The organism is Nitratireductor sp. GISD-1A_MAKvit, from assembly GCF_040819555.1.
Lineage (GTDB): Bacteria > Pseudomonadota > Alphaproteobacteria > Rhizobiales > Rhizobiaceae > Nitratireductor.
On record NZ_CP161920.1, the window covers coordinates 1 to 14,132 of the forward strand.

The following is a 14,132-nucleotide window of genomic DNA, read 5'->3' on the forward strand; positions in this document are numbered from 1 at the left end:
ATGCATAGCGGCGCCGAAAGGGAAGTTACGGGGGGATTTTCTTTTCAAGAGCAGATGTCTCAACAGGACGGCAACGAACGAACAAACGTCACCAAGACCGAAAGCAAGGCGGGACCTTCCGAAGCCACCTTCGAGCGCGTGAAAACGCAGCTCAGGGCGCGCCTGGGAAGCGAGGTCTACTCCAGCTGGTTCGGTCGCATGAAGCTCATGGAAGCCTCAAAGGGTTGCGTGCGTATTTCAGTTCCTACGGCCTTTCTGCGCTCTTGGATCAACGGACATTATCTCGATCTCATCACCGAACTCTGGAAGCAGGAGGTTCCGGAGACCCTGAAAGTGGAGATCGTGGTGCGGACGGCAACGCGCAACGTGCGCGTTAGCCAGGAGAGCAAGCCGGCCACGGCCCGCAAGGCAGCCGCACGGCCTCAGACCTCGCTTGCCACCGGCACCCTGGGCAGCACGGCTGGTGCGCGCCCAAGCCCGGCCAGAGCACCCGAATTTGAAGGCCGATCGAACATTCTCGGTTCGCCGCTGGACAGCCGTTACACCTTCGATTCCCTGATCGAAGGCACCTCAAACCGGGTCGCCTGTGCGGCCGCGCGCACGGTTGCCGAATCCGATTCCAACGCGATCCGCTTCAATCCGCTGTTCCTGCATGCTTCTGTCGGTCTCGGCAAAACTCATATGCTGCAGGCAATCGCCGCCGAATCGCTGCGCCGCAAGCCGCAGGCACGGGTGGTCTACCTGACGGCGGAGTATTTCATGTGGCGTTTTGCAACCGCGATCCGCGACAACTATGCTCTGACGCTGAAAGAGCAGCTGCGTGACATCGATCTTCTGATTATCGACGACATGCAGTTTCTGCAGGGCAAATCGATCCAGAATGAATTCTGCCATCTCCTGAACATGCTGTTGGATAGCGCACGGCAGGTGGTGGTTGCGGCAGACCGTCCGCCCTCTGAGCTGGAATCGCTTGAGCCGCGCGTAAAATCGCGACTGAATGGCGGTGTTTCGCTTGAGATCGGTGCACCCGACTTTGCCATGCGGCTCTCCATTCTGAAGCAGCGGCTGGCGAGCGCTCAGGCCGAGGATGCCTCGCTTGATATTCCCGAGGAGATTCTTGTTCATGTGGCTCGTTCGGTCACCGGTAGCGGCCGCGAGCTGGAAGGTGCATTCAACCAGCTACTGTTCCGGCATTCCTTCGAGCCGCAGATCACCATCGACCGGATCGACGAGATCCTCGGGCATGTCTGCCGCTCCGGAGAGCCCAAGCGCGTACGCATCGAGGACATTCAGCGCATCGTCGCGCGGCATTACAATGTTTCCAAGACCGAGCTTCTGTCGAATCGTCGTACGCGAACGATCGTGAAGCCGAGACAGGTGGCGATGTATCTGTCGAAAGTGATGACACCGCGCTCCCTGCCGGAGATCGGGCGTCGTTTCGGTGGCCGCGATCACACCACCGTACTGCACGCAGTGCGCAAGATCGAAGGCCTGACCGACGGCGACAGGCAGCTTGCGCAGGAAATCGAGCTGTTGAAACGCCTGATCAGCGACCAGGCCTGATCGCGCCTCCAGGCGGAATGCGGGGCGACCGGAATGAGGGCGAAGCAAGTCAGCCCCAGACCGGTCGCATCAGGCGTTTGGAGAAATCCGCCGTTCAGTCATCGTTTTCCCCAGAAAGCCGACTGAAGCGGGACGTAAGGTCATGACAGACTTGCGTTTCTCCTTGTTTTTCTGCCATTTTGGCGAAAGTCAAAGCCTGTTCACGGCTGCCCTGGCATGCGCAGAGTTTGCCGGGCTATTTTCATTCAAGTGAGATTGATCGGTCATGCGTGTTATTCTTGAACGCTCCACCCTCCTGAAGTCACTGAACCATGTTCACCGCGTGGTTGAGCGCCGCAACACCATTCCGATCCTGTCCAACGTGCTTTTGAACGCAGACGGTGCGAGCCTGCAGTTGAAAGCGACGGACCTCGACCTTGAGGTGACGGAAGCCGCAGGCGCAACGGTGGAACAGGCCGGCGCAACCACAGTGCCCGCACACCTGCTCTACGACATCGTGCGCAAACTGCCCGATGGCGCAGAGGTCATGCTGAAGACCGACGAGGACGGCAATGCGATGTCTGTGGTGGCCGGACGCTCAAGCTTTCGCCTGCAGTGCCTGCCGCAGTCCGACTTCCCCGAGCTTTCCGCCGGCAGCTTTTCCCACATTTTCCGCCTGGACTCATCGGATCTGAAGGGGCTCATCGAGAAGACGCAGTTTGCCATATCCACCGAAGAGACCCGCTACTATCTGAACGGCATTTTCCTTCATGCGATCGAGGCCGAAGGCGGGCTTAAACTCCGGTCTGTCGCGACCGACGGGCATCGTCTGGCACGCGCCGAGATGGAAGCCCCGGCCGGCTCGGAAGGCATGCCCGGCATCATCATCCCGCGCAAAACGGTGGGTGAGTTGCAGAAGCTGGTCGATGCCCCCGATGTCGCAATCTCGGTGGAGCTTTCAGACACGAAGATCCGCTTCACGATCGGTAGCGTCATCCTCACGTCAAAGCTGATTGACGGTACATTCCCCGATTATCAGCGGGTGATTCCGACCGGGAACGACAAGAAGCTGGTGATCGATCGTCAGACTTTTGCATCAGCAGTGGATCGCGTTTCGACCATCTCCTCCGAGCGCGGACGGGCCGTCAAGCTTTCCATTGCCGAAGGCCAGGTGACACTTACCGTGAACAACCCGGACTCGGGCTCCGCAACCGAGGAACTCGCTGCCGATTACAGCTCCGAGCCGATCGATATCGGCTTTAACGCGCGATATCTGCTGGATGTGGCGGCGCAGCTTTCAGGAACCGAGGCGCGGTTTTTGCTGGCGGATGCAGGATCTCCCACCCTCGTGCAGGATGAGGGCGATGAGAACACGCTCTACGTTCTCATGCCGATGCGCGTCTGACGCGCATTGGCAGCGTTCTTCCCTTGGCTGAACAAGCGCCCGACCGGAACGCCATCGCTCAGGTTCACATCACCAGGCTGAATCTGACCGACTTCCGCAACTATCACGCCCTGTCTCTGGATCTGACACCGGGCGCGATCGTGCTGACCGGCGAAAACGGCGCTGGCAAGACCAACCTTCTTGAAGCCATATCCCTCCTCTCTCCCGGTCGTGGCCTGAGGCGCGCGACGCTCGGCGATATCGCACGTGAAGGATCGGAAACCGGCTTCGCGATCCATGCAAGGCTGGAGGGCCCGTTTGGCGAATGCGAGATAGGCACCGGAACCACCGGCATGCATTCGGGCCCGGATGGAGCGGGGCGCCGGCTGCGCATCAATGGCGAGGCCGCACGTTCGGCGGATGCCATGCTGGAATGGGTGCGTGTGTTATGGCTGACGCCAGCGATGGACACCCTTTTTACCGGATCAGGGAGCGACCGGCGTCGCTTTCTTGACCGGCTGGTGCTTGCCATTGACCCCGCCCATGGTCGCCGTGCGCTTGATTATGAAAAGGCCATGCGAGCGCGCAACAGGCTGCTTTCGGACGGCTCGCACGACCAGGCGTGGTTCGATGCGATTGAAACACAGATGGCCGAAACCGGGGTCGCAATCGCAGCAGCGCGCGCCGAAATGGTGCGATTGCTGGCGGCAATGAACGAGCGCCTGCCAGGCGACGGCCCCTTCCCCAATGCCCGGATTTCGCTGGAAGGTCTGATCGACAGCGAAATGTCTCGAAGTGCTGCCGTGGATGTCGAGGAGATGTTCCGCCGTCTTCTGCGAGACCAAAGACCGCGCGACCGCGCCGCGGGACGAACGCTTGAAGGTCCACACCGCAGCGAACTCGTCGTGCGGCATATCCCGAAAAACATGCCGGCGGCACGATGCTCCACGGGAGAGCAGAAGGCGCTGCTTGTCGGCTTGATCCTCGCCCACGCCCGGCTCACCGGCGAGCTCTCCGGCAGCGCACCCATATTGCTGCTGGATGAGATATCGGCACATTTCGATCCTGACCGGCGAGCGGCACTTTTCTCGATTCTCGAAGACCTGAACTGTCAGGCATTCATGACAGGTACGGAGGCCGGTCTTTTTTCCGCGCTTGACGGGCGTGCGCGTTTTTTCTCCGTCTCCGGCGGGACGATGAAAGAACGCTCCTGACATGCACCGCCCGTTGAAATAAGGTCGCGACATGACCCAGCAGCCATCCGCCGCATCGCTCTCTGAGACCGAACTTGAACGCTATGCGCGCCATATCGTGCTGCCCGAAATCGGCGGCGCGGGCCAACAGAAGCTCAAGCGGGCGCGCGTTCTGGTGATTGGTGCAGGCGGCCTTGGTGCACCGGTTCTCAGCTATCTGGCGGGTGCAGGCATCGGCACTCTGGGTGTCATCGATGACGACACGGTGTCGCTCTCCAACCTGCAACGCCAGGTGATCCATGATACGGGCAATGTCGGCATGGAGAAAGTGGAGAGCGCAAAGGCCAGCATTGCACGCATCAACCCGCATGTGTCGGTGGAAACGCATGTGAAGCGGCTCGACGCAGACAACGCCGCCGGGATCATTTCAGCCTATGACATCGTGGTGGACGGATCGGACAATTTCGCCACGCGGTATCTTCTGGCCGACACTTGTGAAGCCGTCAAACGTCCGCTCGTAACGGCGGCTGTCGGACGCTTCGACGGGTCACTGACCGTGCTCACCCCATTTGAGCGGGACGGCGACGGAAACCCGCTGCCGGGTTATCGCGACCTCTTTCCCGAACCACCACCAGCGGGGCTCGTGCCCAGCTGCGCAGAGGCGGGGATTGTCGGTGCATTGACGGGTGTGATGGGAACGCTGGAGGCGATGGAGGTGATCAAGCTGATCACCGGGGCGGGTGAACCGCTGACCGGTCGCCTGCTGCTTTACGATGCGCTTGCAGCCCGTTTTGAAACCGTGAAATACCGGCGGCGCGCGGGCTGAGACTACCGCTTATCGGTTGCACTTAGGCCCCGCGTGGTTCGACAGGCTCACCATGAGGGATGGCGCAGGCTGCAATAGGGGCGATGTAGACCTCAAGGAACACCGGAGGCGACCCTAAAACCGGGAAGCTGCCAAGCGCGACCATTCCTCATGGTGAGCCTGTCGAACCACGCACAACGCCGCTGCCGCCGGACTTTGCGCGCCGCGCAATCAGCCAACCGATGAGACGATCATACGTTTCTGGGCAGGACGCGATCTGGGGGGCGATGGCCGTCGAAGAAGGTGCGGATGTTGATGATGACCTTCTCACCCATATCGATACGACCCTCGATGGTGGCCGAGCCCATATGCGGCAGAATGACGATCTTGTTCTTCTGAGCGAGCTTCAGAAGCTTGGGATTGACCGACGGTTCGTGCTCGAACACGTCGAGCCCTGCACCTGCCAGCTTGCCTTCTTCGATCAGGCGGATCAATGCATCCTCATCCACCACATCGCCACGTGCAGTGTTGACGACATAGGCGCGCGGCTGCATGAGCTCGAGCCGCCGGGCAGACAGGAGATGAAACGTCGCCGGCGTTGAGGGGCAATTGACAGAAATGATGTCCATGCGCGCGAGCATCTGATCGAGACTGTCCCAATAGGTTGCCTCAAGCTCATCCTCTATGGCTGGCGCCACGCGCTGGCGGTTGTGATAGTGGATCGAAAGGCCGAACGCCTTGGCACGCCGCGCTACCGCCGTGCCGACGCGCCCCATACCGACAATGCCGAGCCGCTTTCCCCAGATGCGGTGTCCCAGCATCCATGTGGGCGACCAGCCGCCCCATTCTCCACCGCTGCGCAGAAGCTCCGCACCTTCCGTCAGGCGGCGTGGCACGGCGAGCATGAGCGCCATGGTCATGTCCGCCGTGTCTTCGTTGAGCACATTGGGGGTGTTGGTGACGGTAATGCCTTTCTTGGCCGCCGCGGCAACATCGATATTGTCCACGCCATTGCCGAAATTGGCAATCAGCTTCAACCGCTCTCCGGCCTGGGCAATGAGCGCGGCATCGATTCGGTCGGTGATGGTAGGCACCAAGACATCGGCTTCCTTTACCGCAGCCACCAGTTCAGGCTGCGTCAAACGCTTGTCATCAAGATTGAGGCGCGCGTCGAACAGCTCGCGCATGCGCGTTTCGACCTGATCCGGGAGCTTGCGGGTGATGACGACGAGCGGCTTCTTCCTGGCGGTCATATGGTCTCCAAAATAACGCCCCGTTGATACCTCTTTAACCAAGATACGCGACACTTCAATGCCGGGTCGGGCTGCCTTCTCTCTATCAAGCAGCGCGCGCCAAGACAAAGAAAAAGGGCGGGATCGCCCGTTCCGCCAGAACAAGGTTATCGGGAGTTTGCAATGCGGGCCAACGCGCCGTTCCGTTCACTGTTTGCCATCGTCGCTTTCGCAATGCTGGTTGCGTCCCCCATGACGACCCATGCACAGGCCAACACCGAACCGAATGACAAGGTAGGCCCGAGCGGATTGCCTCTCCCACGCTTCGTGAGTCTCAAATCAAGCCGGGTGAACATGCGGATCGGGCCCGGTCTCAGCTATGCGGTGAACTGGATGTATCTGAAATCCGGGCTGCCCATGGAAATCATTCAGGAATACGACAACTGGCGGCGTGTGCGCGATGCCGATGGTGCGGAAGGCTGGATCAACCAGGCGCTCCTTTCCGGCAGGCGGACGGCCATCGCAGCTCCATGGTTCAAGGGCAAGGACGCCGACATTGAGCTCCTGTCGAAACCTGAGAAGGACGCAAGGCTTGTCGCGCAGATCGAGCCTGGAGCCATCGGTTCTATCAAGAGCTGCAACGGCGAATGGTGCGAAATGGAATTCTCAGGTCACTCCGGCTGGGTGAACCAGTCGCTTGTCTGGGGAGCCTATCCCGGCGAAACCGTCAAGGAATGAGGGCGCGGCGCCACGTCAGTGGCGCTTGCGACGAAGCCTCACGACGATATCGACATTTGCAATCTCCGTGCCTTCGGGCGGCTCGGGCAGATTGCGGACCTCGACAGCACCTGTTGGGATGTCGAATACGGTTTCATCCTCTTCATAGAAGAAGTGATGATGGTCGGACACATTGGTATCGAAATAGGTCCGTGCACCCTCGACCTGAACGATCCGAAGCATCCCTGCCTCGGTGAACTGATGCAATGTGTTGTAAACTGTCGCGAGCGAGACGGAAAACCCCGCCGCCTGCGCTTCTTCATGCAGAGCCTCGGCGGAAACATGGCGATCTCCCGAGGCAAACAGGATATCGGCCAAAGCGATGCGCTGGCGGGTCGGGCGCAGCCCCGCACTTCTCAGGCGTTCCTCAAGCGACACAGTCTGCTCTGGGTTCGATATCGTCAATGAAACCGTCCGTCTTTTCCGTTGCCGGAATCTTCAGCTTTCCTGAGGCTCCAAACACAAAAAGTCATTGCACCACATATATTCGGTCCTTGCACCCCGATCAATAGCGGTGATTTTGACCATCGCAGCGCGCGTGTATCTGCAAATTCCCACAACGGCGGTTTCCAGCTGGAAACAAGCTGTGATAGGGAGTTCGGAGAATGAAAGAACGGTTCCGGCGCGACCGGGATCAGCGACGGGATGGCTATTTATGGCGCAAACGAAAAACAGCTACGACTATGAAGACCTTCTGGCCTGTGCGCAGGGTGACCTTTTCGGTCCCGGCAATGCGCAATTGCCAGCTCCGCCCATGCTGATGTTCGATCGCATCACCGATATTCAGGAAGAGGGCGGCGAGTTTGGAAAGGGCTACATTCGCGCTGACTTCGCCATCAAGCCCGACCACTGGTTCTTTCCGTGTCATTTTCCCGGTAACCCGATCATGCCGGGCTGTCTCGGCCTGGATGCCCTCTGGCAGTTGACCGGTTTCTATCTCGGCTGGTTGGGTCTGCCCGGCAAGGGCATGGCACTTTCGACCGGCGAAGTGAAGTTCAAGGGAATGGTCACGCCGGAAACCAAGCTTGTCGAATACGGTGTCGACTTCAAGCGCGTCATGAAAGGCCGCCTCGTTCTGGGCACGGCCGATGGCTGGCTGAAGGCTGATGGTGAGCAGATCTACACTGCTACGGATCTTCGCGTCGGCCTGGCCAAGCAGGAAGCCTGAGTTTCAACCAAATCACTGGCGGCCGCACCGGCGGTCCAAGGAGAGTATCATGAGACGTGTCGTCGTTACCGGTCTCGGGATCGTATCCTCGATTGGCAACAACGCGGATGAGGTAACGGCCTCATTGCGCGATGCGAAATCGGGTATTTCGTTTTCGGAAGATTTTGCCGAGCACGGGTTTCGCTGTCAGGTCTGGGGCGCGCCAACGCTCGACCCGGCCGAAATCGTGGACCGTCGCGCCATGCGCTTCCTCTCGAAAGGCGGTGCATGGAACCATGTGGCCATGGAGCAGGCGATCGCCGATTCCGGCCTGGAAGAAGGCGATATCACCAACGAACGCACCGGCATCATCATGGGCTCGGGCGGTCCTTCCACCCGCACGATCTTTGAAGCTGCACAAACAACCATCGAGAAGGGCTCGCCCAAGCGGATCGGGCCGTTCGCTGTGCCGAAGGCCATGTCTTCCACGGCATCGGCAACGCTTGCCACCTGGTTCAAGATTCATGGCGTGAACTACTCGATCTCTTCGGCTTGCTCGACCTCCGCCCACTGCATCGGCAACGCGGCAGAGATGATCCAGTGGGGCAAGCAGGACGTGATGTTTGCCGGTGGCCACGAAGATCTCGACTGGACCATGTCCAACCTTTTCGATGCCATGGGCGCCATGTCGTCCAAGCACAATGACACGCCGGCCACCGCCTCGCGCGCCTATGACGTGACGCGTGACGGTTTCGTCATCGCTGGCGGCGCCGGGGTCCTGGTTCTGGAAGAACTGGAACACGCCAAGGCGCGCGGTGCAAAAATCTATGCCGAGCTGACCGGCTATGGTGCGACCTCGGACGGCTTCGACATGGTTGCTCCTTCCGGTGAGGGTGCGGTGCGCTGCATGAAGCAGGCACTCTCCACGGTCGAGGGAGATGTCGACTACATCAACACACATGGCACGGCGACCCCGGTGGGCGATTCCCGCGAGATCGATGCCATCCGCCAGGTGTTCGGTGAAAAGATGCCGCATATTGCTTCAACCAAATCGCTGACCGGCCATTCGCTCGGCGGGGCCGGTGCACAGGAATCGATCTATTCGATCCTGATGATGCAGGCAGGCTTCATCGGCGAGAGCGCACACATCACCGAACTCGATCCCGAATTCGAGGGCGCACCCATCGTGCGCAAACGCATCGACGATGCCAAGATCGACACGGTGCTTTCCAACTCCTTCGGCTTCGGCGGCACCAACGCCACGCTCGTTTTCCAGCGCTACGCAGGGTGATTTAGGTCCATGGACGGTTTGATGAAAGGGAAGCGCGGCCTCATCATGGGGGTCGCCAACGATCACTCGATTGCCTGGGGCATCGCCAAGAAGCTCGCCGAACACGGCGCGGAGATGGCATTTACCTATCAGGGTGACGCGTTTGGTCGCCGGGTAAAACCGCTGGCCGAGAAAGTCGGCTCGAAACTGCTCTTCCCCTGCGACGTGGAAGACAGCGCATCAATCAATTCCGTCTTCGACAACCTCAGGGACGAGTGGGGCTCGCTCGATTTCATCGTGCACGCGATCGGCTTTTCCGACCGCAACGAACTGAAGGGTCTCTACGCGAACACGACGCGTGAGAACTTCGTGCGCACCATGGTGATCTCCTGTTACTCCTTCACGGAAATCGCTCGCAAGGCGGCCGAACTGATGGAGAACGGCGGGCAGATGCTGACGCTGACCTATGCCGGTTCCACCCGCGTCATGCCCAATTACAACGTGATGGGCGTGGCAAAGGCCGGTCTTGAGGCCAGCGTGCGCTATCTGGCGAGCGATTACGGTCCCCGCAACATCCGAGTGAATGCAATTTCCGCGGGCCCCGTTCGTACGCTGGCCGGGGCCGGCATCTCCGACGCGCGCTACATGTTCTCCTATCAACAGCGCAATGCACCGCTGCGGCGCACCGTGGTGATCGACGAGATTGGCGGATCGGCACTCTATCTCCTCTCCGACCTTTCGTCGGGTGTGACCGGTGAAATCCACTATGTGGATTCCGGCTACAACACGGTTTCCATGCCCACCATGGAAGAGCTGAAGCGGCTGAGTGCAGCCACGGGCGACGACTGAGCCCGGCCGGTTATTTCCGGCCCCAGAGAACCTTGAATACCGTGTCGCGGCGCAGTTCACCCTGCGCCGCGAAATGTTTTTCGAGGCTCTCTTCATAAGGAAGCTGCCTGTTTGCAACGAGGAACAGCCGGCCGCGCGGTTTTAGCGCCTTCGCCGCGGTGGCGATCATGCCGTGGCCCATATCCGGCTCGGCGGCTCGGCTGCGGTGGAAAGGCGGGTTCATAAGGATCGCGTCATAACGCTCGTTCACCGGCTCACCCAGAAGGTCGTGCCAGAAAAACCGCGCAGCCATGCGAGGAGCTTTTTCCGCCATGTTTCGTCGCGCCGCTTCGAGAGAGGCATGGTGTGCTTCATAAAGGTCGATGCTCTTCACCTCGGGCGCTCGCGCGGCGGCAGCAACCGAGAGATAGCCCCAGCCCGCAGCGAAATCAGCGACAGCACCCGACAGATTGTCCGGCAGACACTCAATGAGAAGTGCAGATCCCGGGTCGACGCCGTCATCGGAAAAGCCACCAGCCGCCGTGGCAAAACCGTCCGCTCTGCTGTCGGTTCCGTTCAGTTCGGCCAAAAGCAACGGCGTCAGCGTCTCTGGGCGCCGGAGCCAGAAGACGACGCCGTGATGTTTGGAGGCGTGATCCTCCAGTTCCACGAGCGATGCCATGCGCTTGCGCACACTGCCGCCACCATCCTTCTTGGCGCAGGAAGCGACGATCAGCGCGCCCGGTCGGGTGCGCTCAAGCGCCTCAGAAAGGCGCTGCTCGTTCTCACGCCTGTGCCGGCCAAGCAGGACCAGCGCCGTATCGTAGCCTTCGCCCACCGGTTCGGGCTCCACGCTCACGCCAGCCTGGCTGAGCGCCAGATAGTCGGGCCGATAGCCCTGAACAGCGGTGAGGTTTCCGGAAAAATCGGACGGCAGCAGAAGCCCCCCCGGCGCGCCCAGGAAAAGCACACGCTCCCCCTCGCCCGGCGGGTCGATCAACCCGCGCTCGAAGGGAAACAGGAGGGTGGCAAGCGGCGTGTCGTTCATGTCGGGTTCCGGATGTGAAAACGGGCGCGGCCAGGAAAGGCGCGCGCCCGAATGTTAATTCAGGAGGGAAGCGGGATCAGCCTTCAGCGTCCTCGGCCTCTTCCTTCTTCTTCTTTTCCTGCACGATCTCCTTGCCGGTCTCCTGGTCAACGACCTTCATGGAGAGACGGACCTTGCCGCGCTCATCGAAGCCCATCAGCTTCACGAACACCTTGTCGCCTTCCTTGACAACATCGGTGGTCTTGCCGACGCGCTCCTGAGCGAGCTGGGAGATGTGCACCAGACCGTCCTTGGGGCCAAAGAAATTCACGAAAGCGCCGAAGTCGGCGGTCTTGACGACCGTTCCTTCGTAGATCTCGCCCACTTCCGGCTCTGCCGTAATGGAATGGATCCACTTCTTCGCGGCCTCGATCTCCTTGGCGTTGGAAGACGCAATCTTGACCGTGCCGTCATCCTCGATGTTGATCTTGGCGCCGGTCTTCTCGACGATCTCACGGATCACCTTGCCGCCGGAACCGATCACGTCGCGGATCTTGTCGGTCGGGATCTGCATGACCTCGATGCGCGGCGCGAACTCGCCCAGCTCACCACGGCTCTCGGAGAGGGCCTTGGCCATTTCTCCAAGAATGTGCAGACGGCCTTCCTTGGCCTGATCGAGGGCGATCTGCATGATCTCCTCGGTGATGCCATTGATCTTGATGTCCATCTGCAGCGAGGTGATGCCCTCATCCGTACCTGCGACCTTGAAGTCCATGTCGCCGAGGTGATCTTCGTCACCCAGGATGTCGGAAAGAACCGCAAAACGCTCGTCTTCCTTGATCAGGCCCATGGCGATACCGGCAACCGGCTTGGCCAGCGGAACGCCAGCATCCATGAGAGCAAGCGAGGTACCGCAGACGGTCGCCATGGACGACGAACCGTTGGATTCGGTCACCTCGGACACCACGCGCAGCGTGTAGGGGAACTGATCCGCTTCCGGAAGTACGGGATGAATGGCGCGCCATGCGAGCTTGCCATGACCGATCTCACGGCGGCCAGGCGACCCCATGCGGCCGGTCTCGCCGACCGAATAGGGCGGGAAATTGTAGTGAAGGAGGAAGGTCTCCTTGTAGGTGCCGGTGAGCGAGTCGATGTACTGCTCATCCTCGCCGGTGCCAAGCGTTGCCACGGCCAGAGCCTGCGTTTCACCGCGGGTGAAGAGCGCGGAACCGTGCGTGCGCGGCAGGATGCCCGCTTCGGCGACAATCGGGCGAACCGTCTTCAGATCGCGTCCGTCGATACGGCCGCCGGTGTCGAGAATGTTCCAGCGAACGATCTTCGCCTGCAGGCTCTTGAAGACGGTGTTGACCTGCTCGGCCGACCATTTGGTCTCTTCCTCGCCTTCCGGCAGAAGGGTTTCCTTGACCTTGGCCTTGGCGGCATCAACAGCGTCGTAGCGCTGCTGCTTGTCGGTGATCTTGTAGGCTTCGCGCAGATCGTTCTCCACGATCTTGAGCATCTCGCCTTCCAGCTCGGAGAGATCCGGCGGCGTGAAGTCGCGCGGTTCCTTGGCTGCGACTTCAGCAAGCTTGATGATCGCGTCGATGACGGGCTGGAAGCCCTTGTGGCCGAACATGACGGCGCCAAGCATGACATCCTCGGGAAGCTGCTCGGCTTCCGACTCGACCATGAGCACGGCATCGCCCGTACCCGCGACGATAAGATCGAGCGTGGTCTCGTCCATTTCGTCGACGTGCGGGTTCAGAATGTATTCACCGTTGATGTAACCAACGCGTGCCGCACCGATCGGCCCCATGAAGGGGATGCCCGAAAGCGTCAGGGCTGCGGAGACTGCGACCATTGCGACGATGTCGGGATCGTTCTCCAGATCGTGCTGCAGCACGGTGGCAATGACCTGGGTGTCGTTCTTGTAACCGTCAACGAAGAGGGGGCGGATGGGACGGTCGATGAGACGGGAGACCAGCGTCTCCTTTTCGCTCGGACGGCCTTCACGCTTGAAGTAGCCACCGGGGATCTTGCCGGCGGCAAAGGTCTTTTCCTGGTAGTTGACGGTCAACGGGAAGAAATCGAAGCCGGGCTTCGGCTCCTTTTGGGAAACAACCGTGGCCAGGACCACTGTCTCTCCATAGGTGGCCAGAACCGCACCGTCGGCCTGACGGGCGATTTTGCCGGTTTCAAGGGTCAGCGGACGCCCACCCCACTCGATCTCTACTTTGTGGTCTTTAAACATATCTTGTCCTTTTACGCCGAAGGGCGCGCCAGATTCTGGCGGCGTTTTCCCATCGGGCTGGCTTCATTTTCCGGACGAGCCACGGGCAAGACAACGGGAGGCTCAGGTTTGGCTTTTTCAGCCCCAAGCATCCAGCAATCCTGCCCCATGACCTGTCCATCGGGGCCCCGGCGATCCGTTGTTCGGGTGCAGGATGGCAGCAGAGCCGCTGTCGCTTTCGCACCTTCCCGGAGCCATCGGTCACACGGACATTCCGCATGCCCAAACGAGACCGGCGGACACCCCGTGGTATCCGCCGGCCAAATCAGCTTAGCGCCGCAGTCCGAGCTTCTCGATCAGCGTCTTGTAGCGGCCTTCATCCTTCTTTTTCAGATAATCCAGAAGACGACGACGCTGGGAGACGAGCTTCAGGAGGCCACGACGGGAGTGGTTGTCCTTTTTGTGGTCCTTGAAATGCTCGGTGAGGTTTTTGATCCGCTCGGTCAGAATGGCGACCTGGACTTCCGGTGAACCGGTATCGCCCTGAGCGGTGGCAAATTCTTTCAGCAAATCCTGTTTGCGCTCTGCAGTAACCGACATCGGTTTCCTTTCTCTGATTTGGGGAAAAGGGTCGCCCTCAGCCGGGATGTCGTCCAGCCGGGGCCATTCAACAATGCACATTTATAGCGCAATGATG

13 protein-coding genes are annotated in these 14,132 nt (G+C 60.1%); 8 read left to right on the forward strand and 5 right to left on the reverse strand.

What is annotated here, in order from left to right:
- Positions 1-54: 54 nt before the first annotated feature.
- From dnaA to AB2N04_RS01240, 4 genes are all read left to right on the forward strand, one after another.
- A complete protein-coding gene (dnaA, locus tag AB2N04_RS01225) occupies positions 55-1,563 on the forward strand; it encodes a chromosomal replication initiator protein DnaA (protein WP_367716491.1) in 1,509 nt (502 codons plus the stop codon).
- A gap of 265 nt (positions 1,564-1,828) precedes the next feature.
- Positions 1,829-2,947 (forward strand): DNA polymerase III subunit beta, encoded by a 1,119-nt coding sequence (dnaN, locus tag AB2N04_RS01230; protein ID WP_367716493.1) that lies wholly within the window; start codon positions 1,829-1,831, stop codon positions 2,945-2,947.
- 23 nt (positions 2,948-2,970) lie between these two features.
- Positions 2,971-4,140, forward strand: coding sequence for a DNA replication/repair protein RecF (gene recF, locus AB2N04_RS01235; protein ID WP_367716495.1), 1,170 nt, complete (start codon positions 2,971-2,973; stop codon positions 4,138-4,140).
- Positions 4,141-4,171: 31 nt separating this feature from the next.
- On the forward strand, positions 4,172-4,945 hold the full coding sequence (locus AB2N04_RS01240; protein WP_367716496.1) for a molybdopterin-synthase adenylyltransferase MoeB: 774 nt from the start codon (positions 4,172-4,174) through the stop codon (positions 4,943-4,945).
- Positions 4,946-5,175: 230 nt separating this feature from the next.
- On the opposite strand, the gene AB2N04_RS01245 is transcribed toward AB2N04_RS01240, so the two are convergent.
- Positions 5,176-6,177, reverse strand: a complete 1,002-nt coding sequence (locus AB2N04_RS01245; RefSeq protein WP_367716497.1) for a 2-hydroxyacid dehydrogenase — start codon at positions 6,175-6,177, stop codon at positions 5,176-5,178.
- Positions 6,178-6,390: 213 nt separating this feature from the next.
- Between AB2N04_RS01245 and AB2N04_RS01250 the strand changes: the two genes are divergently transcribed.
- Positions 6,391-6,894 carry an SH3 domain-containing protein gene (locus AB2N04_RS01250; protein ID WP_367718866.1) on the forward strand — a complete coding sequence of 168 codons (504 nt, stop codon included), beginning with the start codon at positions 6,391-6,393 and terminating at the stop codon, positions 6,892-6,894.
- Positions 6,895-6,909: 15 nt separating this feature from the next.
- Here AB2N04_RS01250 and irrA read toward each other — a convergent pair whose 3' ends face one another.
- The gene (gene irrA / locus AB2N04_RS01255) at positions 6,910-7,338 is read right to left on the reverse strand and encodes an iron response transcriptional regulator IrrA (protein WP_367716499.1); all 429 of its coding nucleotides are present in this window, start codon (positions 7,336-7,338) and stop codon (positions 6,910-6,912) included.
- A gap of 250 nt (positions 7,339-7,588) precedes the next feature.
- On the opposite strand from irrA, the gene fabA reads away from it, so the two are divergent.
- From fabA to fabI, 3 genes are read left to right on the forward strand one after another with little or no spacing between them, the layout of a single operon-like run.
- Positions 7,589-8,101, forward strand: a complete 513-nt coding sequence (gene fabA / locus AB2N04_RS01260) for a 3-hydroxyacyl-[acyl-carrier-protein] dehydratase FabA (protein ID WP_367716500.1) — start codon at positions 7,589-7,591, stop codon at positions 8,099-8,101.
- Between the two features lie 49 nt (positions 8,102-8,150).
- Positions 8,151-9,371 carry a beta-ketoacyl-ACP synthase I gene (gene fabB / locus AB2N04_RS01265; protein ID WP_367716502.1) on the forward strand — a complete coding sequence of 407 codons (1,221 nt, stop codon included), beginning with the start codon at positions 8,151-8,153 and terminating at the stop codon, positions 9,369-9,371.
- Positions 9,372-9,380: 9 nt separating this feature from the next.
- A complete protein-coding gene (gene fabI / locus AB2N04_RS01270) occupies positions 9,381-10,199 on the forward strand; it encodes an enoyl-ACP reductase FabI (RefSeq protein ID WP_367716504.1) in 819 nt (272 codons plus the stop codon).
- A 10-nt stretch (positions 10,200-10,209) separates the two neighbouring features.
- On the opposite strand, the gene AB2N04_RS01275 is transcribed toward fabI, so the two are convergent.
- The 3 genes from AB2N04_RS01275 to rpsO form a co-directional block, all read right to left on the reverse strand.
- Positions 10,210-11,226 carry a class I SAM-dependent methyltransferase gene (locus AB2N04_RS01275; protein WP_367716505.1) on the reverse strand — a complete coding sequence of 339 codons (1,017 nt, stop codon included), beginning with the start codon at positions 11,224-11,226 and terminating at the stop codon, positions 10,210-10,212.
- 76 nt (positions 11,227-11,302) lie between these two features.
- Positions 11,303-13,456, reverse strand: a complete 2,154-nt coding sequence (pnp, locus tag AB2N04_RS01280) for a polyribonucleotide nucleotidyltransferase (protein WP_367716507.1) — start codon at positions 13,454-13,456, stop codon at positions 11,303-11,305.
- A gap of 309 nt (positions 13,457-13,765) precedes the next feature.
- Positions 13,766-14,035: a 30S ribosomal protein S15 gene (gene rpsO, locus AB2N04_RS01285; RefSeq protein WP_007010185.1), complete on the reverse strand. Its 270-nt coding sequence runs from the start codon at positions 14,033-14,035 to the stop codon at positions 13,766-13,768.
- Between the last annotated feature and the right edge of the window lie 97 nt (positions 14,036-14,132).